General features: G+C 36.7%; 16 protein-coding genes and 1 pseudogene. All 17 read left to right on the top strand.

Translation table 11 applies throughout. The annotated features are described in order from the left end of the window. Positions 1 to 203 precede the first annotated feature (203 nt). The 17 genes and pseudogenes from NST91_RS22310 (at position 204) to NST91_RS22230 (ending at position 23,336) form a co-directional block, all read left to right on the top strand. The gene (locus tag NST91_RS22310) at positions 204 to 2,429 is read left to right on the top strand and encodes an FIMAH domain-containing protein (protein WP_341332900.1); all 2,226 of its coding nucleotides are present in this window, start codon (positions 204 to 206) and stop codon (positions 2,427 to 2,429) included. 132 nt (positions 2,430 to 2,561) lie between these two features. Continuing rightward, a pseudogene (locus tag NST91_RS22305) lies at positions 2,562 to 2,852 on the top strand (transposase); the annotation flags it as partial. A gap of 181 nt (positions 2,853 to 3,033) precedes the next feature. Next, complete coding sequence (locus NST91_RS22300; protein ID WP_341332899.1) at positions 3,034 to 5,370, top strand: helix-turn-helix domain-containing protein; 2,337 nt, start codon at positions 3,034 to 3,036, stop codon at positions 5,368 to 5,370. Positions 5,371 to 5,622: 252 nt separating this feature from the next. Then, positions 5,623 to 7,026, top strand: coding sequence for an MFS transporter (locus NST91_RS22295; RefSeq protein ID WP_341332898.1), 1,404 nt, complete (start codon positions 5,623 to 5,625; stop codon positions 7,024 to 7,026). A 124-nt stretch (positions 7,027 to 7,150) separates the two neighbouring features. Further along, the gene (locus NST91_RS22290; RefSeq protein WP_341332897.1) at positions 7,151 to 8,338 is read left to right on the top strand and encodes an amidohydrolase; all 1,188 of its coding nucleotides are present in this window, start codon (positions 7,151 to 7,153) and stop codon (positions 8,336 to 8,338) included. 338 nt (positions 8,339 to 8,676) lie between these two features. Next, positions 8,677 to 9,744, top strand: a complete 1,068-nt coding sequence (locus NST91_RS22285; RefSeq protein ID WP_341333587.1) for a Wadjet anti-phage system protein JetD domain-containing protein — start codon at positions 8,677 to 8,679, stop codon at positions 9,742 to 9,744. Beyond that, entirely contained in the window at positions 9,735 to 11,249 is a 1,515-nt protein-coding gene (locus NST91_RS22280) for a hypothetical protein (RefSeq protein WP_341332896.1), read from the top strand. The genes NST91_RS22285 and NST91_RS22280 overlap by 10 nt, the downstream gene beginning before the upstream one ends. Further along, positions 11,246 to 11,992: a DUF6063 family protein gene (locus NST91_RS22275; protein ID WP_099354439.1), complete on the top strand. Its 747-nt coding sequence runs from the start codon at positions 11,246 to 11,248 to the stop codon at positions 11,990 to 11,992. Before NST91_RS22280 ends, NST91_RS22275 begins: the two co-directional genes overlap by 4 nt. After that, a complete protein-coding gene (locus NST91_RS22270) occupies positions 11,970 to 16,436 on the top strand; it encodes a hypothetical protein (RefSeq protein WP_341332895.1) in 4,467 nt (1,488 codons plus the stop codon). Before NST91_RS22275 ends, NST91_RS22270 begins: the two co-directional genes overlap by 23 nt. A gap of 255 nt (positions 16,437 to 16,691) precedes the next feature. Further along, the gene (locus NST91_RS22265; protein ID WP_341332894.1) at positions 16,692 to 17,063 is read left to right on the top strand and encodes a hypothetical protein; all 372 of its coding nucleotides are present in this window, start codon (positions 16,692 to 16,694) and stop codon (positions 17,061 to 17,063) included. Between the two features lie 3 nt (positions 17,064 to 17,066). Further along, positions 17,067 to 19,094 carry a tetratricopeptide repeat protein gene (locus NST91_RS22260; protein WP_341332893.1) on the top strand — a complete coding sequence of 676 codons (2,028 nt, stop codon included), beginning with the start codon at positions 17,067 to 17,069 and terminating at the stop codon, positions 19,092 to 19,094. Positions 19,095 to 19,109: 15 nt separating this feature from the next. Continuing rightward, on the top strand, positions 19,110 to 19,592 hold the full coding sequence (locus NST91_RS22255) for a peptidoglycan recognition protein family protein (protein WP_445724519.1): 483 nt from the start codon (positions 19,110 to 19,112) through the stop codon (positions 19,590 to 19,592). A gap of 169 nt (positions 19,593 to 19,761) precedes the next feature. Continuing rightward, positions 19,762 to 20,061, top strand: a complete 300-nt coding sequence (locus tag NST91_RS22250) for a hypothetical protein (protein ID WP_304219546.1) — start codon at positions 19,762 to 19,764, stop codon at positions 20,059 to 20,061. Positions 20,062 to 20,163: 102 nt separating this feature from the next. Further along, positions 20,164 to 20,808, top strand: coding sequence for an HAD-IA family hydrolase (locus NST91_RS22245; RefSeq protein ID WP_341332891.1), 645 nt, complete (start codon positions 20,164 to 20,166; stop codon positions 20,806 to 20,808). 114 nt (positions 20,809 to 20,922) lie between these two features. Continuing rightward, positions 20,923 to 21,633: a DUF421 domain-containing protein gene (locus NST91_RS22240; protein WP_304219550.1), complete on the top strand. Its 711-nt coding sequence runs from the start codon at positions 20,923 to 20,925 to the stop codon at positions 21,631 to 21,633. A gap of 182 nt (positions 21,634 to 21,815) precedes the next feature. Continuing rightward, entirely contained in the window at positions 21,816 to 22,586 is a 771-nt protein-coding gene (locus NST91_RS22235) for an SDR family NAD(P)-dependent oxidoreductase (protein ID WP_099354436.1), read from the top strand. A 243-nt stretch (positions 22,587 to 22,829) separates the two neighbouring features. Then, positions 22,830 to 23,336 (top strand): DoxX family membrane protein, encoded by a 507-nt coding sequence (locus tag NST91_RS22230; RefSeq protein WP_341333586.1) that lies wholly within the window; start codon positions 22,830 to 22,832, stop codon positions 23,334 to 23,336. Positions 23,337 to 23,516: the final 180 nt, after the last annotated feature.

The following is a 23,516-nucleotide window of genomic DNA, read 5'->3' as shown; positions in this document are numbered from 1 at the left end:
GGTGGTTCATAAGAACTATAAAAAGACGTTGAGTCTTCATGTTCCAAATATTTCCCTAAGACTATATTCCTGTATTATTTTTGGGCTATTTATCGTCATATCCATATAATTTTAGATTTGTTACCTTTAAAATATACCAAAAAGAGGGAGGGATCTTAGTAACCGACAAATAATAAAAACTTTAATAAAAAGGAGCGAATAAAATGAGAGCGTTTACAAAGGGTTTTGGGATTTTATTAGCTGTAGGTGTGTTAATTGTTTCTTCTCTACTCTATAGTTTGCCCGTTCATGCAGAAGTAGAAAAAAGATTTAAAGATCCTATAAATTTGGGGTCTACTATTCAAAGTATCGCAATCTATGATTCTACCTATGGTACTGAAAATGGAAGAGATATGATGTATACAACTGCTAGTGGAGACCCAGCTATTTTTCAGGTTATCGATCTTGAAAGCCAGGAAGTAGTTAGGACATATCCTTTAGAAGGAACGGGTGCAGTTTGGACACATATTACGGTACCAAATGGCAACGTCTATATTGGGGGCAATGGGTATCTTTATGAATATTCCCCAGATACACAGGAAGTAAAAAATGTTGGGAGTATAGGAGAAAGTGTTGTATACGGTTTATCCTATGATGAACAGGGCCGGGTTTATTTTGGTTCATACCCAAATGCAAAAGCTGGACGATATGATCCAAATACTGGGGAGATGAAAGACTATGGATCGGTTGCTCCGGGACAGAGCTACTCACGATCCACGGCCTATCACAATGGTTACTTATATGTAGGTATCGGTGTTGACAATCGGATCGTGAAATTGAATGTGGAAACAGGTGAGTATGAAGCAATAGCGGTACCAGATCATGTTGTACCTGGAAGCAGTGTTTGGCAATTAGACGCGGCAGGAAAGTATATCATAGCTGGTGTTGGCGGTGGTAGTAATACACTTCTCTTTTATGATACAGAAACAGGTCAATGGAGTGACAAATACTATACAAACAATAAAGGGTTACGCCTGATTCATGGCCTTCCAGGAAGCAATAAAGTCTACTTCTTGCAAGGTAGTAGATTAAAGGAGGTAGACCTGGATACCCTAGAAGGGGTTGATACAGGAGTCGTGTTTGGAACCTTTTTACGAAATACAACGTGGGTTGAAGTTGAAAATGATCCTGACTTACCTGGACAATCATTAGTTACCGTTCAATTTGGTGGCCAAGTCAGTTATTTTAATTTACAAACCAAAAAAGTAAAAACCATTCAATATCCAATTGTCGGTAATCCAATTCCTATACAAACGTTAGAGAAAGGTCCCGAGGGTAATTTATATTTAAGCGGTTATCCAGGAGGAAAGGGTGCAGTGTATAATCCCGAAACAAATGAGTACAAAAATTTCACCTTGGGGCAAGCAGAAGGTATGGTACCCCTTGGCAACAAAATGTATTTTGGGGTTTATCCAGGTGCTACCATTTTTGAAATGGATCCTTCCAACCCAGCACTCTCTGCTAAACAAATTTATGATATTCCTAATCAGGACAGACCATTTATAATGTCTGCAGTCAACGATCAATTATATATTGGTACCATACCGGATTATGGCCATTTGGGAGGTTCATTAACAGTACTTGATCCTACCGGTGCAAAAGATCCAGTCGTGTATGAAAATGTTGTCCATAATCAAGCTATTGCAGGGTTGGAAGAAGTAAATGGAAAGCTATATGGTTCAACGACCGTTGCTGGGGGATTAGGAATAGACCCAACTGAGCCTGCAGCTAAAATATTCGTATGGGATATAGAAAAAGGTGAAAAAATTACGGAGTTTGTTCCGGAAATACCAGGTGTTACCGTCCAACCGAAGCTGATTAGTGGAATGAGTCTGGGACCTGACGGATTATTATGGTCAGCAGCGGGTGGAACAATCTTTGCAATGGATCCTGAAAGCTTAGAAATTGTGAAGAGCAAAAGTGTCTATCCTGAAATTAAAGATTTTGGCAGATGGAGACCAATTCATATCCGCTGGAGTGAGGACGGACTTATGTACACAACTCTTGCTGGCAATCTAACAGTAATCGACCCTGAGACCTTGGAATCTAAAAAGCTAGCGGAAACTGAGTTGATGACCATTGGTGATGATGGAAATATTTATTATGCCGACAAAGCCAATCTAATGAAAATTGAAGTAGCAGAAACATTAGAATCTGCGCTGAAATTTATTAAAAAGCATGCTAATGAGGGAGATATTACAAATTCATTAAGTATGCAATTGTCTAATTCTTTAACTTCAGCAATCCATCATTGGGACATGGGCAGACAAGAACAAGCTTTAAAACATTTACAAGATGCGATCAAACAATTTGAGAAAGCAAAAGAAACAGATATAGCCGAACATATATCTATTAAATTGCAAAGAATCCTTGAATCAATCGAAATGTAAAAAGCAGAACCATCCTAACTGCGATATGCCAAAAGCATAACAGTTGGGATAGTTCTCTTTACTTTATTGGAACAAAGCTTATAAGAATGAAATAGATGTCCTTTGTTCAGTTTTGGTTTCAACCTTCAGAACGAGGATTGTTCGGGATGCCCATTCCGATTATCATGTACAAAAGTCAAAGAAGGCAACAATCGAAAACTAAGGGTGAATGAAAAGTGGGAACATCAAAAAGAATATGTAAGAGCGAAGCTTTCAGATGAGAAAACGAGTGCCATCTATCGAAAACGAAAAATCGATGTGGAACCAGTTTTTGGATTCTTGAAGGCTAATTTGCGTTTCTCCCGATTTTCTGTACGGGGAAAATCGAAGGTAGAAAACGAAATGGGTCTAGCTTTAATGGCAGTTAATTTAAGAAAATTCACTTTTTTCAATATTCGAAGCTAGTTATGTCCCAGCCTCTTTTTCGTGAAATTATTATTTCCAACCGTTTATAATTACAGGGAAGAATGATTAATTGTTCAACAAAGCCTAAATTTTTGAAAATATATTCATACTATGAATGTTAATGATCATGATATGAACGAACAAGTTAGGAGTGAGTGGATTGAACGATCCATTGTCAGATTTTCAACTATCATTTCAACATATTAAATCACTTGTTCCACGAATAAATAAAGGGATTCAATTTATTCTCGTCATTAGTGGAAAGTTAAAAATAGAGACATCCAGTCGCTTTTATCATTTGGAAGAAAACGATTTACTTGTAATCAATAGAAATCAACTTTACCAGGTTCAAGGACACGAAGATAATCGGGTCATGACCTTAACCATTTCTGACGGTTTCATGGACCATCATTATGCTGACTATCGAAATCAGCAGTTTGAATGTTATTCAAGGGAAATTGATCTTGGAAGAGAAGAGATGATTCATGCCATTCGTAAACTACTGGCTAATGTGATGATTAGCTATTACAGACAAGATGAATGCTACCGAATAGAAGTGAAAAGCTATATCTGTCAAATGCTACTTATTTTGATTCGGAGTTTTAAAGAAGTAGGAAGCGTCGTCCAGAAAATAGATACAGAGGATCAACGCCTCTTGCAAATCATTGACTTTATGGAAAGAAATTATGATCAAATGATCACGTTAGATGAGGTTGCGCAGAAATACTTTCTGTCAAAAAGCTATCTTTCCCGCTACTTCAAACAGAAAATGGGAATGGGATTTAGTCGTTATTTAACGGCAATCAGACTTAAGCGTTGTTTGAAGGATTTACTTTATACCACTGACTCTATTTCACAAATTGCTATGAATAATGGCTTTCCAAACACAAAATCGTTTACCACCTTTTTTAAAGAAGAACACGGAATGACACCCCATGCCTATCGAGAGAGCCATTCGGTTCAAAAAGAGGATTCGGTTCATAGCTATACGAAGGAAGATGCTTCAAATTTAATCCAATCTTCAGAGATTATTGCGAGACTAAGTCGTTTGAATGAAGATGACCAAAAACCATATAACCATACAGAGACAAGATATGAAAAGCTAACGATAACCTTGTCTGAAGCTAAACCAGTGAATTTACAATATCCTGAACATACATTAATTGTGGGAGAAATTTTTGAACTCTTAAAGGAAGATGTTCGTTCTCAAATAATAGAGGTCAAAAAGGATTTACAATTAAAGTATATCGGAGTTCATCGTCTCATGAGTAATACTGTTATCCCTCCTGAAGTAGAGACGGATGAAGAGATTCCGACAACATCACCCTATTTTAATATTGATAGTGCTTTGGAATTTATGAAAAAGCATGATTTATCATTATTTATTCGTGCCGATTATCTAGATATTTCAAGAAATGAAGAACAATACTTTTCAAAACTTATTCAATTCATCAGACATTGTATACAACTTTATGGTGAATCGTTTGTAAAGGACTGGCATGTAATCTTTCATGAGCCATATTATACAGGAGTTAAAGCAAGTGAACTTCAGAGAGTTTATTTAAAATTACATAAGGTGTTAAAAGCGCTACTTCCTTCAATTCAGGTCGGTGTATATATGCCATTTTCTTTCCGTAAAGAAAAGACGGGAGTTCATCATGATTGGCAGCTAGAACATGGCGAGTTTATTGATTTTATCGGTTATAATGCGAATCAAAATGAGGTCATAGATTTTAAAGATATGGCGGGTATGAAAATTGATTTAGCTGAAGATTACATAAAAGAAAAAACAAACAAGCTGAAGCTCTATTTAAAGAAACACCATCTAGAAAAACCACTTCATCTCGTTTCATGGAACACATTGTCAGGCAATACTCGGTATACGAATGGAACGTTTTTTCGAGGAGCATTGTTGTTGAAAAATGTATTGGATATCTCCAATGACGTGAAATCAGTTGCTCTCTGGATTAACACCATTGCACATGAGGATGCCGGGAAAGACCCACGTTATCGAATGGACGCGGTTGAATTATTCCATTACTTAAAAGGAAAACGTCCAGCATATTTTGCATTGATGTTTTTGAAACGTCTAAGTGGCGAAATTGTTGCACAGGATAAGGATTATGTGATGACAAGGAATGAGCAGGGATATCAGTTGATCCTGTTGAACTGTAATATTATTAATCCTTATCTTTCAATTGAAGAGACGTTTCTGCAAAAACTTAATAAAGAAATTTACGTCACGATTTCTGGAATTCCGAAAGGAGACTATCAAATACGTAAGCATGTGTTTGATAAAAATCATGGAGCCCTTTACACAAAGTGGTGGCGATTGAATAGTAAGTATGGTTTGGATGCTGAAATTATTGACTATATTATCAATTCCAGCAGACCATCCTTAGAAATCTTTGATGAGTCGATTGTTGATGATTGGTCTTTTTATTCCTACTTAACAAGTAATGCCGTTCACTTTTTTGAAATTCGAAAAGTTTACTAGTAAGAGTGTTCAATAATACCGTTAATGGCCAGCACGATATGTGTCTGGCCATTCTTTATTCCCATTTATGAGAAGGATAAATGACAATAATCTACCCCTTATTTTTTCACTAATAATATGACAGGTTAATATTTTTCCTCTTTTGTATAGTGATTTGCACAATTAACGACTCTCTAGTTTAAACCTAAATTTCTATAATACAAGTATAGAAACGAAACAAAAATTCTAGGAGAAAAAAATGGGGGTTATACAATGGAGACAACATATAAAGGTACAGATAAGTTAATTACAGGTATTGTGTTCGGGGTTATCACGTTCTGGCTTTTTGCACAGGCGATGGTCAATGTCGTTCCGGCTGTTCAATCGGATTTAGGAATATCATATGGAACGCTAAACATTGCCATAAGTTTAACAGCCTTATTCTCAGGTATGTTTATCGTAGCTGCTGGTGGGCTCGCAGATAAAATTGGACGCAAAAAAATTACGTATATTGGCTTAATTTTGAGTGTTATCGGTTCTTTATGTCTTGTACTAGCGCAAGGTTCGGTTTTATTAATTATCGGACGTATCATTCAAGGTATTTCCGCAGCTTGTATTATGCCAGCAACGATTGCTTTAATGAAAGCTTACTTTGATGGAAAAGAAAGACAGCGTGCTCTTAGTTACTGGTCAATTGGATCTTGGGGTGGCTCAGGTGTCTGTTCATTCGCAGGTGGTGCCATCGCAACGTATATGGGATGGAGATGGATCTTTATCTTTTCCATTATTTTTGCCCTTCTTGCGATGTGGTTAATTAAAGATACACCTGAAAGCAAGGTAAAAGGCAATGGTTCTTTTAAATTTGATTATAGTGGTTTAGCCATCTTTATCATTACAATGATTGCCTTGAACGTGTTTATTACATTTGGTGCAGATCTAGGTTGGACAAGTCCTATCACGATTCTTCTTGCAGTAGTAACCATAGTTGGAGCAATTGTCTTCTTCAAAGTAGAAAAAGGAAAGTCTATCGCACTTATTGATTTTTCATTATTTAAAAATAAACCTTATGCGGGTGCAACCTACTCAAACTTCTTATTAAATGCGATAGCTGGAACACTAGTTGTGGCGAACACCTATGTTCAAGTCGGTCGAGGATTCACTGCATTTCAATCAGGAATGCTATCAATCGGATATTTAATCGTTGTTCTTGCGATGATTCGTGTTGGAGAAAAAATCTTGCAAAAAGTAGGTGCGAAATCACCAATGGTCTGGGGTGCAATAATCACTACTGTTGGTGTAGCAATTATGGGTCTAACCTTCTTACCTGATCTTGCGTATACAGTTGTTGTATTTATTGGATTCGTTTTATTTGGCCTTGGACTTGGAGTATATGCTACTCCATCTACTGATACTTCTGTTTCAAATGCTCCCTCAGATAAAGTTGGGGAAGCTGCCGGGGTTTACAAAATGGCAAGCTCACTAGGAAGTGCGATTGGTGTAGCTATTTCCGCAACGGTTTATAGCTCAGTAGCAGCAGCTGGAAGTGTTGAGTTAGCGGCATCAGTAGGGATTATCGTTAATGTGATCTTTGGTATCCTATCGATTCTTTCAATTACATTCATGGTACCAAAAGATGCTGGTAAAACTTCAGACGTTTCATTAGATAAAACAGCATAAACACAAATAGGTTGCTAGATTGAAAGTAGAATTTAAATAGAAGTCCGATTCAGCTCATTTTTATAATTTGGTACAGAATGGAGAATTTCTTCATTCTGTACCGTCAAAAAAGGAGACGAACATGATGAAAAGTGAATTAATGAGCATGCTAGAATCACGTAAAGAGGAAATCATTAACATCCGTCGTTATTTACATGAAAATCCTGAGATTTCGTTTAAAGAGGAGAAAACGGCTCAATTTATTGCAGATTTTTACAGAGGAAAAGATGTTGAAGTTCATACTAATGTTGGAAATGGCTATGGTATTATCGTAACGATTAAAGGTGGAAAACCCGGAAAAACCATTGGTCTACGCGCAGATTTTGATGCTCTTCCTATTGTGGAAGAAACGGATGTACCGTTTAAATCAAAGAATGAGGGCGTTATGCATGCATGTGGACATGATGGACACACTGCCTACTTATTAGTTTTAGCGGATTGCTTAATTCAATTAAAAGACTCCATTCCAGGTACAATTAAAATCATTCACCAACATGCAGAAGAAGTTCCGCCTGGTGGAGCGAAAAGTATCGTAGAGTCTGGTTTAATAGATGACTTAGATGCTGTATACGGCATTCATTTATTACCAATGGGACCGGCAGGTACAGTAGGATATCATGCTGGATATTCCTTTAATGGACGAGCTTATATGAAATTAAAAGTGCAAGGAAGAGGCGGGCACGGATCATCCCCACATCTAGCTAACGATGCGATCGTTGCTGCTGCTCATTTTGTTACAGCTTCACAAACTATTATTAGTCGGAGATTAAGCCCATTTGATATCGGTGTTATCACAATTGGTTCTTTTGATGGAAAAGGCACATTCAATGTAATCAAGGATAGTGTTGAGCTTGAAGGTGATATTCGCTATATGACGGTAGAAACAAAAGAAACAATTGAGAAGGAAGTGAAGCGGATTGTAAGAGGAATAGAAGAAGAGTTCGGTGTAACTTGTGAGCTCACTTATCTTCCAGATTATCCACCTTTATACAATAACCCTGAGCTAACTGCTAAGGTTGCAGAAAGTTTACGAAGCATGGACGATAAGGATATTAAAGAAGTAAAAGAGTTCCCTGCAATGTCTCCATCTGAGGATTTTGCATATTATGCTGAAAAATTCCCAGCATGCTTTTTCTACATTGCGTGCACTCCAAAAGGAGTAGAAAATCCATATTTTAATCACCATCCAAAATTTGATATCGATGAGGATGCCCTTCTCGTAGCTGCGAAAGCTGTTGGACAAGTTGTCTGCAATTATTATCAATTAGATTAATAGTGAGAGTAAGAATCCATATCACATACTTTTGATTAGTATGTGATATGGATTTTTTGTATATAGGCAAGGGTTTTGTAACTCTATATTTTAAATTACAACGAGCCAAAAATAGGCAATGTATTTCATAATATGCCTATTTTCGGCTTTTTTTCAAACGGTATCATAAGCCAGAACAACCTATTATAAAAAATATATAAAGGACACTGAAGGATAAATAGATACTAGAAGAAAAATCCATTTACCTCCTTTTAAATAACTAGTTTATAATAAAAAGATATCCCTTTTTAAATAAAAGGTCCAATTATCAAGGAAAAAGAAGATACAAGTAGGTGAGTATGATCAATATCATTGAAGCAAGGGTGAGAGGGTTTATCGAGGATATTCAGCACCCGAAGCAGAAAAAGAAGATTAATATAAATGATTTAGAGCTTCAGCTACGGAAGCTTTTAGATGACTATTTTGATATGGACGGGTATTCATTGTTCTATCAATCAATTGAAGCATTGCAAACTGAAGGGGTACTGACTCCGATTCTAAATAAACAACATAATGGAAGAACACCATCACTTTCCTTATATTACTGGGTGAATATTAAGGTACAGGAAGACAAATGGGATCGTCTCGAAATGATGAAATTAAGCGATATATTTGATTTTTCCTATTATGAGCATCATCCTGAATGGCAAACGAAAGAGGAATGGATGCGAATCCAAAATGTATATTCATTTTTAAAGTCTATTCCAGAACGGGAAATTGTATCCGTTGAGGAAAGAAGCCTCGAACTCTTTGGACATGAAAAGTTTTTACTGGACTCAGATAGTTTCCCTGAGGGAAAAGGCTTTTTAGCGAGAATTGGAATCTCTGAAGATCAGCTGAAAATGGTGAACTACGGGGAGCCTTTTGTCTTTTGGTTGAAGCAAGGAAAAGAAATACATGATATTCGAAGGGTTCTTATTGTTGAAAATCTATCATTCTTTCATACATCAATTAAGCTATTGGAAGCTAATCAACTAGATTATGAACCAGAGCTGATTATTTATGGTGAAGGAACGAAAATTGAACGGAGTTTTTCCTATTTTTTTCGAATGTTTCCCTCAAAGCCGTATTTATTCTATTATGCTGGGGACTTAGATGCAGCAGGGTACGGAATCCTCATTAGGCTGATTGAAAAATATCCGGATTGCTCGATTCAGCCAGCCTTGAAAATTTACCGCAAAATGCTCGATTGTTTCGAACAAAGGAATGACCAAAAACAAGGACAATCACAAAACCTTAAATACCGTGATGCATTTCTTCAATGGTTTACTGAGGAGGAGCAAGCACGATTACTCCAATTATGGAAAGAAAATAAACGGATTCCACAGGAAGTACTAACAAGCGAAACATGGAGGAGATGGATGTGAACGAGTCATGGGAAGGATTTGCTCAGAGAATGCAACGATTGAATCCTCTGTTTGAGCTTGGGAGGGGAATGGACATAGGGGAGCTAAAGCCACATATCCAGACCATTCTTATGCAGGTGCTCCTCACCATCTTTTACCGAGAATTAAATGATGACGACAATAGACGTAAATCTGATATTAAGTATATGGTTGAAGATACAATCAAGGAGATGAAGCTTTTAGCAGACGAAAAACAAATCGATCGAATTACAAGCGGACTTCTGTATCAAGGAAAAGAAGAGTTTAGTAAACCATTTGAAGCGCTATATTACGATGAAATAAGAGGTTCATGGGAGACGCAAACCTTCCGATATGTCACAATGGATGAACTCTATACGAATTTAGAGATAGGCAGCTCCATTGTTTATAAGCTCACAGAGGTTGCTCAAGAGATGATCTTTATGAGCAGAGAAATGGCAGAGGAATTCTCGATTACTATTGAGCAGCTCTATAGTATGCAGCTTATTAAGAATGGGAACTTCAGAAAGGCTACCCGAAACCTCGACCACCTTATTTCACGAGTGAACCGCTTAATGGCAAGGGAGTTTTCTTTTCAAAAGGAAATGATTAACAATCCCAAGATCCTTTTAATTGAAGAGGAATGGCAAAGGGCTGACAATCGAGAAGAAATTGAAAACCAATTTGAAGAAGAAAAAAATCATTTCCGTACGATTACAAGTATGATTGAAAAAACGAAACGAAGGAACGAGGAAGATGATTATATTCAGAAGGAACTGATTCTTCTCCAGGAAAAAATTGGCCATACAAGGCAATTGCATGATCGGTTTGCAAAGCTTGTTATTCAAAATATTTCCTATGAGATGAAGCTGAAAGTAGAAAACCCTTCCTTGTTTTGGGAAAACAGCCTCGTTTCATTTCGAGAGCATTTTTATGAAAATTGGTTCATGAAGGAAGGCTTTAATCGCTTTGATGAAATTGAAAATGTTCTCTCTCCTTTATTTTCGCCGAAGAATGAGTTTGTTTTGCCTCTTGATTGGATTTGGGGTGAACAAGAATTCGATGAAAATCCTCAACCTGATGTAGTTGAAGAAGAGGAACCAAAAGAAACCATCACAACTCAGCGCGTGACGAACTGGGATTCTGTTATTAAGGCTTGGAGCTATGTTTTTCAATATTTACAAACACACCGTGAGTTTTCTCTAGCGGATCTAGCGGATTTACCATTAGAGGTGCAGGATTTATGGTTAGAGGAATCAGAAACAATTGATTTATGGATGATGTTTGATAAAAAGCCACTGAAAATTCAAGTCATCCATCGGAAAGAAGAGTCATTAGGTGATGAAAGGGAGATCCTTCTTTATAAGTTAATGAAGGAATATCCCCAATTTCAAATGTTTGAGGGCATGAAGATTTATACAGAATTTGATCATCGAGCGGAACCACTCCTTTGGCATCGTATGAAAATAACCCCTTTTAAAATTTGTGTACAGGAGGAGAAGCGATGAACACAGAAACAATCAAAAAAGCATCGACTGTTTATTTTACTCTCTTAAAAGATAAAGTTATTGACGAAAACAGTGAGCATTTTCAAACTTATTTTGATCCGGAAGTAAGGCAAACGGTCCTTTTATTGGCAGATGAATCAGGTACATATATTATTGAAGCACCAAAGCGCATTCACTTGGTTGTCCAGCCTACCGGATCTGTCTTTGCTACTAATTTCACTCATATGAAAGATAAACATCGGCAAGTCGAAACGAAAAAACATTTCCATCTTATGAGCATCATTATTATGTCCTTTTTAGCAAGCATCGACCGGAACCAAGCTGCTAAAGTTCGTACAAAGCGGGAAGGTATAAGCTATTACGCATTAGAACGTCAAGTCAACGACCTTATGATGAATTGGGATAGCCTTCTGAAAGGGAACCCTCGTTTTGGTGAAGAAGAACGAATTGATATGAAGGAAGCTGTAACAACCTGGAAGTACATGGAGGTTGACACAGACGATTATAGAATGAAGAAAGGCAATCGCCGTACGAGAATTGGTTTAATTGCGAGTAGTATGCGGTTATTAGAGACGGAAGGTTTGATTGTTATTCTAGACCGGGACGATGTTCCAAAGGTGATTCCTAAGAATGAGCTATTTGAGCGTATTGAATACCTCTATCACGATTATGACCGTTATGAAATGTTTAAAAAATTGATGACAACAGAGGAGGATGAGCATGCCGAAAATTCATCGAATTAGAATTGTTGGCCTTAAGTATGATGGCATGCAAAAGCAATATAAGGATACTACCTTCAATTTCCATAATGAGCAAACATCATCAAATGGACTTATAGCGATGATGAACGGTGGTGGAAAAGGGGTGTTTTTGCAAACAATCTTTCAAATCATAAAGCCAGGCACAGCATGGGGTAAGCAAAATAATCGGTATTATCAGCAGTTCTTTTTTAATAATAAAGAGCAGTTTATTCCTTATACGTTTCATGTCGCCATGGAGTGGGAATTAGACGGGGCTGACCGAAGGCATTTGATCACTGGGGGCATGTTCTCAGCAGAACAACGGATTTCCATGAGTGATGAGGGTGAAAATGAAAGAAAGTCATTGGAGCAAGAAGCGAAAATCCTTCCGAATATTACCTTTTATACAAGAGAATTTGAACGGAACGAAGTAGCAGCCCTTGAGCATATTCCGCTCTATGAAAATGATGCAGTGGCGGACACAGAAGAATTAAAGGATTATTTAAAATGGAATGGCTATGATGTTTACCGAGATACGAAGAAACATTTTCGCATCCTAGATACATATGGGATTAACCGTAAAGACTGGGATATTATGAAGGATATCAATAAAGATGAAGGTGGAGTTGGAAAATACTTTGAAGGAGCGGAGGATGACCATTCCTTATTCCAAAAAAGAATCATTCCGACGGTTAGTCAGGTGTTACATCGAACCGAGCATCAAAAGAACGATCTCGTGGAAATCTTCAAAAGTCAGGCAAGCATCGCGAAGGACCTGCCAATCCTATTAAAAAGAGAACAAGCCCACAAGGAGTTCCTAGAGGATATTGTCCCGTTTGAAGAGTACCTAGCAAAAGGAATTGAACATAAGGAAATTGTGGAAGAAAGCATTAAAGTAGGTAGACAATTTCTCGGAGCTTTAGAGCATTTGAAGCAAATGGAAGAAGAAACACAGCTCAATTTAGAGAAGGAAATGGAAAAATTAACGGAAAAGCAAGAGGATTTACGCTTTCAAAAGGACAATTTGGAGTACGCCAAAGCCCATCAAGAGGTTTTAGGCTGGGAAAAGAAGGTAGAAGAAGAAAAGAAGAAACATACAACCTTAGAGGGTGTTGTTGTAGAAAAACAACAACGAAAAGATGAACTCGCTTTTCAACTTCTTTTGAAAGAGTGGCATGAATTCGAACAAACCATTCGCTCTCTTTCACAGCAGATAGCAACACTGGAGCAAAATAGTGGCCTAGAGCAAGTGAATCAAAGAATGGATGAGATTAAAAAGGAAGTAACAGTCGAGTGGGAGCAAGCCTTTCAAAAATTACAAGAAGCTGTGAAACAACATTTTGGCTATCAAAAGTTCTTAAAGAAAAAAGGGTTAGAGCTTTCTAGGCAGGATAAACAAATGACAACAGAAATTGCTCAAGTTTCTACGGAAATTGATTTCCTCTATACTCAAATTCATGCCTTTGAGACGAAGGAAGAGGCACTTATTGAAGAATATGGTGACCGCTTAACCTATGATTTAAAGGGTTTCATCGAAAGTTTGATGAAACAAAAAGAGGAGAAAAAGACTAGACTCATAGAGCTAAAAGCTGAGGAAAAAGCATCGAGTGACAGACAAAATCAACTTGCTGAGACACATGGAACGCTTGTTCAATCGATTCAGTATTCAGAAGAAAAATGGGAAGAATTAAAGACAGCAAATGAAGTTCAGAAGCAGAAGGAAACAAAGCTATACGATAAGCTCCATGGGCTGTTGACTGATATATCGCTCCCATTTACAAACTCTCTGTTATCGAATTATTCGATGCAGATTGAAGAAATGCTTGGACAAAATCGACAAGAAGGGGAGTTAATAAAAAAAGAGCTTTGGGAATCTCAGCTCGACCATTCCTTAAATGATGAACCTTTTTGGATTGCTAATAAGGATGTGAAGGAATTAAAGGAATGGATTGATGAAAAAACAGGCATTGATGTGTTTTATGGTTCGCAATTTCTTCAGTCATTAAGTACCGAGGAAATGGCAAATCACCTCATTACTTACCCATTTCTTCCCTATGGATTAGTCGTCAACCAGCATCAATGGCAAAAAATAAATCAGCAGGTGCTCTCAGTAAGATTGTTTAACAGTCCAGTTCCGATTTTTTTACGTGAGGATATGAACGGAAACGAAAATGCTCATACACCTTTTGTAATGATTAATGGTACAGAAAGAGAGCTACTTACAGATAAAAATCAATTCACCAATTGGAAAATCAAGATTGCAAAAAACATAGAAGAAAAGAAAGATACCCTCATTGAAATCGAAAAAACAGAAAACTCACTTCGTAGGATTTTAAAAGAAATCGATCGATTTCTATCAAGCGATCTTTCTATTGATATGGAAAAGGCAATCAATCAAGAACTGCATACGATTCAATTGAAAAAAGTAAAACTACAGGACATCACGAAACAAACCGAAAAAGAAAAGGAACTACAACTCCAGCTGAAGGAGCAACTGGAGAAAGTTTTAAGAAAGATAGACAAGCTTTCAAAGGATATAGACGTGTTAGAGGATTTTGAACGGGAAAGAGCCGTCCACGAGGAAAACAAACGGGTGAAGTTGGAGAAGGAGAAACAAAAGAAAACAATCGTTGTCAAACAACAGGAAATCGGTAAAGAGCATGAAATAATTGTTGGCCTAGAATCCCAGTGGAACCAAACCTATTTGGAATGGAAACTAAAAACGGAACAAAATATAAAAGAGGTTGCAAACTTTATAGATGGAGCGACTTTTCCTACTGATGAAAAAGCAGACCAAAGTGAGGAGATTCCCCGCCTATCTCCCCATCTATTAGAAGAGATAAATGGAAGCATGGATGAACTTAAACAGCTTCAAAAGTCAAAGGAAGAGCAGGCCAGGGAATTACTTATTATTCAGGCTAAGAAAGAATCTGAGCAAAAGCAGCAAAAGAAATTAGAGAAAAAACTAAATGCAATCGGACAGAATTGGAATGAAGAACCGGAGCCAAATGAACCAATTAGTATATTAGAAACAATGCTACAAACAGCACAGAAGGAAGCAAAACGAGCAGAAAAGGAAGAACGTGAACAGGGGACGGCTGTAACGAAAGCAGAAACGACCCTGGAACATGAGAAGGAACAGCGTGCCAAGGCAGGGAAAAAAGTTACAAAGCTTGAAAAACAGCCAGAAGAATGGGAAGACCTTGACTTAAAGATAAAAGAAATCGAAATAAAAGACCAAACAAAGAAAACAAAAGATGAGATTAAACAGACTGAGAAGCTTCAAAAAGAAACAGAAACCAAAATAACTGGCTATGAAGGGGATTTATTAACCTTATCTGTTATCCTCAAGGAAGAAGCAACAATATTCACAAATGATGAGATAGAAAAAATTAAGAGCCAGGGAAAAGCGTGTATCTTAGCATGGTGTGATGAGCATCAGGCCATTCAGGAGGAAGGCCAGGAGAAGCATGCGAAAATTGAGCAATCATTGCGTAATTTAAAACTGACGATTGAAGGCAAGGATTGGGAGATTCGCTTCAAAAATGAGGTATTAACGACACTAGATCATTTGGACACTAGGCACTATACTCATATCCAAAGCGTCGTAAAGAATATGAAACTTTTTTCACAAAGCGGTTTGGAGCAATTAGAACGTGACAAAGAAAGGGCGGAGAAGGCTCAAAACTTCTGGGCAAGTCGTGCCAGTATGAAGGTGATGAGTATTTCAGAGGCGATCCGTTCGATGGTTGCAAAAATGAAGCTGAAAAATGAACGAGGTTCATTCCCACTAGTTCAGCTAAAAGAGGATATTTTACCAAAACGGCCAGAGGACGTCGAGCCATTATTGAAACAGCATTTCGTATCATCCATTAACAAAATTACGAAGCAATTTGATATGATTGATGACCAGAATCGAGTGTTAGACCAAGAAATAAAAGAGCTCATTAGTGATGAGCAAATTTTATTTGTCTCTCTTCGGAATCGATATCCGGAGTTGCTCGTCTATAATATGAGAACAGATAATGCCTTTATGTACGGAAAACCACAAAGAGAGCATTACTCGACATGGCAGACGATTAATCAAGGCTCAAAGACGAAATCCGATGGGAGCGGTGGACAGAAACTATCAGCCCGTATGGTCATGATGATGATGTTATTATCCGTTAAGAGCGAAACGGACCAGAGCTGGGTTCCGTTAGTGTGTGATAATCCATTTGGACAAGCTGCATCGGCCCATGTTCTTGACCCAATTTTCGCCGTTGCAGAGAAGCTGAAATTCCAATTTATCGTCGTTACTCCACCAGAGTTGGTAAAAACGGAGATTAGCCAACGATTCGATGCCTACTACAAACTTGATTTCATTCGTGAAAATGGAAAAGAAATTGTTTCCGACACGATTGTTCCAGCGTTTCGGATCTATCAGGGTGAGAAAGTAGGGCAATAGAGCAGTTATACATTTATAGAGGGAAATATCACTATAGCCTTGATTGCCAGGGGGCACAAAGAAAGAATCCATTTTGATCAATCTTTTTCAAAATGGATTCTTTTTTTCATAATTAAATAGATTTGTATTTTTTAGGTTAATTCTACCAAAAATAGCAGAAGGAATGATAGAATATACCCATGAAAAAGTACTCAGCGGTATTTAGAAACACTTGGTTTAGAAGAGTATAGAGATCTTGGTTGGAGAGGTAAAGAAATGAAAATAGACTTACTTGAACTATTGGAAGAAGAAGATACATATACCGGTCGACAAAAAGAATTAGATTTGTTTTTTGAATCCTTGGAAAGCAAACAGTGGAATGAGTATAAGATCCTTTCCTATTACGGGGTCGGAGGAATTGGGAAAACGGAATTGCGTAAGGAAATAATGAAAAAATTGGAGAACGGCTCCGAAGCGGAATCCACTTATATTGACTTTGAAACCAACGAACTGCAACAGGTAGAAAAAGCGCTTGTCTATTTAAGAACAGAAATTGGTAAAAAATATGGTGTACAGTTTACACTATTTGATGCTGCCTACATCATCTACATGGAAAAAACAAACAATGCTGTTTCCATAAATGAATAGACGTTGCCTTTTATTGAAAAAGGTACCTGGTTAGCGGATTTTGTTAATATAGTTGCAGATAACACGTATGTATCGATTGGGACGAGACTGATTAATACGATCTCAAAACGATTAGCAAATTATCTATCAAAAGAAGATATGATGAAGATACGCAAATTCGAATCCTTACCAGAACATAAACTACTTAAACTATTACCGTTCATCTTTGCAGAAGACTTGGAAAAATATTTAATGAAATCAGATCATAAATTCGTCATTTTTATTGATACATATGAATCTTTATGGACGGATCAGAGAATGAAGGCTTATGATTTTGGGGTAGATGGATGGATACGAGATTTGGTGAGACAACTTCCTAATGTGTTTTGGGTAGTATTTGGCCGAGAACCTATTGATTGGGGACGTTATGAAGAAGTATGGAATCTTTATATTGGCCAAGTGCCACTTGACGCATTATCAGAAGCAGAAACAAAGGAACTATTACGAAAACACCAAATTTTTGATGAAGGTATTCAAGCTGAAATTTATCGAAATTCCGAGGGGCACCCCTATTCTATTAAACTATCAATTGATACCTATGATAATATATCAAATAATCGCGTTCCAATTGTTTCCGATTTTAAAGGATTAAAAACGCCAGTCCAATTATTTGAAAGATTTATAAGATATCTTTTAGTGCCTGAAAAACAGGCGTTAGAATTATTAGCACTCACGACTGGATGGGACATTGGAACATTTGACGCGTTAATGAATAATTTCCGAATCCAAATGAATGAGGATGATCATTATAATTTGACTCGATTTTCATTTATTACAACATTAGATGGTGATACATGGGATATGCATCGATTAATGAGAGATAGTCTAATTGACTTTCAGCCGCCTCAAAAAGTGGTAAAAGGTAGAACCTTTTTATTTGATTATTATAAAAAACAGCTATCAAAAAACCTGGTTAGAAACGATACGCATTACGCTGGCAAAATCATTAATCAAGCATTTCACCAAGGCTTTCTGTTAATGGAGCAAGGAGAAATTTCACAGTCTTCCTTTATTGATTGGTTTAGGGATTACGATATTGTCTTTTTAAATAGTAAGGCAAATTATTTAACATTGCCTCTTTTAAACCAGTTAAGAACATTCTTAGAGAACAGTTCCATTAGAGAGGCTCAAAAATATTTAGGTGTTATTCTCTATGATCTTGCTTTTGTCTATATGCATGAAAATCGGGATTACAAAAAAGCAGAGCCGCTATTTAAGGAGGCATTGGAGCTTCGTGAACAGAAATTTCCTGATGATAAATTAATGCTTGCAAAATCTTATTTTGGCTTAGCCACTCTGTATCAACGAATGGGACGAAATCTAGAAGCGGAAGAACTTCATTTAAAGGCCTTTTCGTTACGAGAACAATATTGTGATTCATCCAATTTAATCGGTCTAGCATATTCTTCTAATGGACTAGCTATGCTTTATCAAAATAAGAAGGAATATGAATTAGCATTAGAGTATTATGGAAAAGCACTTAAAATCTATGAAACACTGAATAAATCAGATTATGGTAACATTTCTACCAGCATGATGAACTTAATTAGCTGTTATCATGAATTGCATCAATACGATATGGCCTATGAATTTTCCAACAGGGTTATGGACATTGTAAAGAATGACGAGAATTTCAATCCAATCAATTATGCAAAGGCATTAAATGTAGTTGCTATTACGAAAACGGCCTTTGGTCAGTACGATGAGGCACTTGAATTCCTTCAAAATTCCTATGACATTTTCAATAGTCGATTAGGAGAAGAAAGTCTAGAAATGTCAAAAGTTTTGCATAACATGTCCATAACATTTAAGCTGTTAAAAAACGACATCAAAAGCATTGATAATATGAAAAAGTGCCTTGAAATAAAAAATAGAATGGTCAGCGTAGAGACCCTAAGCGAGGATAATTTAAACTATCGCTATAGCCAGGAAATGAATCAGTTATTACAAGAAGACAAGCTTGATTATGATCAATTGAAATTTAACTTTTAGTAGGTGAGCAGCATGATTACGATTAAGCCCAACAACTTTCATTTTAAGGAACCATTTGAGGAATTAGAGAAAATTGAAAAATTGATCATTCATCATACATCACGAGTTGATTTTACACTAGAAAAAACACACCAATTTCATCAAAATGAAAGAGGCTGGAGCGGCATCGGATATAACTATTTCATTGAAAAAGATGGAACCATTTTCGAAGGCAGAGGACTCCATGTGGGAGCCCATACGTACGGGTATAATCGAAAAACTCTTGGCATCTGTGCAACAGGTGATTTTGATATTGAGTATCCTACAAGCGCACAGATTACATCTTTAATTGATATTTGTCACTATTTTATGGAACAATACCACCTTCAACCTAAGGATGTTCTAGGGCACCGAGAACTTGAGGGCTTCGACTATACAACCTGTCCTGGAACGTTATTCAACATGAATGAATTTCGGACGTTGCTGGAAAACGCACAAGTAGGAGTCTCAAAAGCGTAGCTTTAGGTTTTTATGTCAAATGAAACATAGAAAAAGTCAGACAAGCATAGAATGAAATAGATTAGCATAGTGCTGATAATCGAAATTTGAAATGATAGACTAAAATCGATGGTCCATCATGAGAAAAGAATATATAGAGTAGAGTTAGTAGCGGATTGGAGGAAAAAGGATGATACCAAAAGAAGAAACATTTGATGAGTTCCTGACGAATTCATTTGCCAATGATGTATATTTTCGGGAGTTAAGGTTATCCCAAGAAGAAGCAGACTATGTGTTAAAAAAGTTTCCAAAAGCTAGTATGAAAAAGTGTGACACGACGGAATCACCAGATGGAAAGTGCTGGTATGAAGTTAATCTACTACCTCTTGAAAAGACTACATCAAATGACTCTCAAGACCTTGAATCTGAAAATCAGCGACTCAAAGAGGAATTAGAAGCATTAAAAAGATCTCTATCTCCTATAAAATAAGAATATGAAGAAACTTGTTCAATTACATTCCGGACGAGTTTCTTTTTTTATGCATATTTTTGAAATGCGGTGATAGTTTATAGGAGACTTTTCAGACAGCCTTTGTACATAAAGCTTTATTTTCATGAGCATCATTCCTATAATGGTATGTACTATGTAAAAGAGAGAGGGATTCACATCAATATTCTATGGGATTTTGACGGAACATTGTTTAACACATATCCAGCACTGGTCAAGGGTTTTATCCATTTAAGCGGCAAGGATTTGGATCCGAGCGAGGTTCTAAAATGGCTAAAGGTCAACTCAAAAGTGGCCTTTCAGCATTATGGAATTGATGAAAGCAAGCGAGAGGAATACATCAAGCTTTATAATCAATACTCTTTTGACAGCCGTCCGTTTGAACAACTAGAAGAGGTTTTACAAATTGCGGATGACAATTTTATCGTTACGCACCGCGACAAGGAGTCCACTTTGTCCCTCTTGGAAAAGTTTAAGTTATTACATTATTTTAAGGTGGTTGTTTCCGTCGAGGAAGAGGGCTTTGAGCGGAAACCACATGCAGCGTCATATCAACATGTAATCAAGGATTATCCCATTGATTTAGTGATCGGTGATCGTGAGTTAGATTTAATTCCTGCTCGAGATTTAGGAATTAAAACCGTTGCCTTTGAAAATCCGGATATTGAGGCGGACTTTCACATTGACAACTATGTGGACTTCAGAACGAACGTCCTACCCTATCTATAAATATTCATTTCAAGGGCTGACTGCTTTGGGACAGGCCCTGTTTTTATACGTTTATAAAATACGAAACTCATGGCTAACCTAAGACTGATGATGGATTAAAATCGGGGTGGTAAAATGCCTGAACATATTGAAGTAATTTTAAGGTCCATTACTTCTTTCGTTCTATTACTAATTGGAACAAGAATCTTAGGTAAACAAACGATAGCGCAAATGACCATGTTTGATTTTGTTGCGGCCATTTCCTTAGGAGCCATATCAGCTAATCTAGCCTTTAATACTTCAACTAAAGTTCATCATGCAATCATCGCATTTATTATCTATGTGGCAATTATCCTTCTAATTGCCGTCATTTCTTTAAATAGTAAAAAAGGAAGAAAATTGCTGGCTGGTGATCCCACTATTGTAATACAAAACGGGAAAATTTTAGAAGGAAACATGAAAAAAATGCGTTACACTTTAGATTATTTAAATCAACAACTACGGGAAAAAGATGTTTTTAACATCGAAGAAGTTCTCTTTGCAATCGTTGAAACGAATGGCACGTTAACAGTGTTAAAGAAGCCACAATTTAGAAACGTAACGCGAAATGACATGATGCTTGCAGTAACTCCTGAGCCAAAACTACCGATTGAGCTTATTATGGATGGAGAAATTATGAAGGAAAATTTAGAACAAAATAAACTGGCAATTCCATGGCTAGAGGCGGAATTAAAAAAGCGTAATCTAACAAAACATGATGTGGTTTATGCCGTACTTTCAGCAAATGGTAATATGTATGTTGATACATATCATGATGATATTTTCTCTCCAATTGATAAGGAATAACTATTTTTGTATATGGCGATAGGCCTGACTCATATCAGCGATAGCGTGTGCTGGGGGCAGGCTAAGCGTTTTCTTTGATATATTTAAAATTTAGGATTACAATATTAATATATCTTGTATTCAAGATAATTAAATTCGAGATTATTTAGTGGCTAATCCGAATAAATAAGGAGAGGTTAAGAATGAATTTTGAAGGTAAAGTAGTTATTGTTACAGGTGCAGCAGGCGGTATCGGGAAAGAAGTTGTAAGAAAATTAGCGAACGCACAAGCAAAAGTAGTATTAGTAGATTTAAATGAAGACGCAATCAAAGCTGTACAAGCTGAGCTTGGTTTAACAGAAGAGAATAGTTTAGTGGTCAAAGCTGATGTTTCTAATGAAGAAAATGTTAAAAATTATGTTGAACAAACAGTTTCAAAGTTTGGACGCATTGATGGCTTTGTAAATAACGCAGGTGTTGAAGGTCCGGCAAAATCACTTGAAGAAGTTACAGAGAAAGATTTTGATTTTGTTTATGGTATTAATGTAAAAGGCGTACTCTTTGGTCTTAAATATGTATTACCAGTAATGAAGGAACAAAAATCTGGTGCAATTGTTAATACTTCATCAGTAGCTGGTTTAATAGGTTCACCAAGCATGATCTTATATAACTCATCAAAACATGCTGTAATGGGTATTAATAAAGTTGCGGCTTTAGAAGCAGCGCCATTTAATGTTCGTGTTAATACAGTAAACCCAGGTGTAATTAATACACAAATGATGCGTAAAATTGAATCAAATGTTGCACCAGGTGCAGCAGAAGCAGCGCAAGCAGCTTATAACGATGCAGTTCCAATGAAACGATACGGTGAACCAGAAGAGGTTGCTAACGTAATTGCATTCCTTCTTTCTGACGAAGCTTCTTATGTAAGCTCATCTTCATTCACAGTCGATGGTGCTTTATATAACGTTTAATAATTAAATTATATCCTCAAATCAGCGTATCTTCTCTTGCTAAAAAAGCCCTGAATTTTTTCATTCGGGGCTTTTTTCTGTTCAATCTCCTGATGATTTCATAAAAATTTGACCTACGTCAAAGAAAGCAAAAAACGAACATCTTAGAATAAAAATATCGATAGAGAGGATATAGTAGCTCATCGATAAAAAATTCATAATTCTTGTGAAGGAATTCACAATTAAAAGGAGAAACGAATGATGATAAAATTTATCAAAGGACCCATAATGGCGATAGCTTGGACAATCTTACGCATTTGGTTAGGATTTCAATGGATAGAAGCGGGTTATTATAAAATTACACTTGGATTTAATGCAGGTGGTTTTATACAAGGTGCAATAGCAAATGCAAATGGTGATTCCCCTACAGTGCAAGGATGGTATGCCAGCTTTCTTGAAAAAGTTGCGTTGCCAAATATAGATTTATTCAACATCCTTATCCCTTGGGGTGAGTTCCTTGTTGGTTTAGGATTAATCTTAGGGTTAGCTACAATTCCTGCATTAATTGGCGGTGCTTTTATGAATGCGAACTTCATCATGGCAGGTGTTGGATTAGCGAGCCTGGATACAAAGCTTCTAACAGTGGCAATGATTCTATTATTTGTAGGAACAGCAAGGTATTACTATGGACTTGATCGATTTGCTATCCCATTTATAAAAGCTGTGTTCAACAAGAATGAAGTTGTACAGCAAATAAAAGTATCTGCTTAATCTTATAAAAGAGCTAAGTTCTGTTGTTTTTTAAATGTAATTTGATATATTAATATAATTTACTATCGGTAATAAATTCCCGTACTAAAGTACTAGTATTCGTTATAGGACTAAGGTTCCAATATTTGTGAATTACGTGTATTGAGTTGACTTAAGTCGTATTTCAATATACCATTAATT

It is taken from the genome of Ferdinandcohnia sp. FSL W7-1320, from assembly GCF_038050315.1.
Classification (GTDB): domain Bacteria; phylum Bacillota; class Bacilli; order Bacillales; family Bacillaceae_L; genus Ferdinandcohnia; species Ferdinandcohnia aciditolerans.
Note: the sequence above shows the minus strand (reverse complement) of the source record. Positions and strands in the feature narration are given on the sequence as shown.

Bases quoted from the DNA above. Each gene is read 5' to 3' on its own strand.
- NST91_RS22240 (WP_304219550.1), top strand. From the start codon at position 20,923: ATGCCTGAACATATTGAAGTAATTTTAAGGTCCATTACTTCTTTCGTT.
- NST91_RS22275 (WP_099354439.1), top strand. From the start codon at position 11,246: ATGAACACAGAAACAATCAAAAAAGCATCGACTGTTTATTTTACTCTC.
- NST91_RS22310 (WP_341332900.1), top strand. From the start codon at position 204: ATGAGAGCGTTTACAAAGGGTTTTGGGATTTTATTAGCTGTAGGTGTG.
- NST91_RS22235 (WP_099354436.1), top strand. From the start codon at position 21,816: ATGAATTTTGAAGGTAAAGTAGTTATTGTTACAGGTGCAGCAGGCGGT.
- NST91_RS22285 (WP_341333587.1), top strand. From the start codon at position 8,677: ATGATCAATATCATTGAAGCAAGGGTGAGAGGGTTTATCGAGGATATT.
- NST91_RS22280 (WP_341332896.1), top strand. From the start codon at position 9,735: ATGGATGTGAACGAGTCATGGGAAGGATTTGCTCAGAGAATGCAACGA.
- NST91_RS22290 (WP_341332897.1), top strand. From the start codon at position 7,151: ATGAAAAGTGAATTAATGAGCATGCTAGAATCACGTAAAGAGGAAATC.
- NST91_RS22250 (WP_304219546.1), top strand. From the start codon at position 19,762: ATGATACCAAAAGAAGAAACATTTGATGAGTTCCTGACGAATTCATTT.
- NST91_RS22270 (WP_341332895.1), top strand. From the start codon at position 11,970: ATGCCGAAAATTCATCGAATTAGAATTGTTGGCCTTAAGTATGATGGC.
- NST91_RS22295 (WP_341332898.1), top strand. From the start codon at position 5,623: ATGGAGACAACATATAAAGGTACAGATAAGTTAATTACAGGTATTGTG.
- NST91_RS22265 (WP_341332894.1), top strand. From the start codon at position 16,692: ATGAAAATAGACTTACTTGAACTATTGGAAGAAGAAGATACATATACC.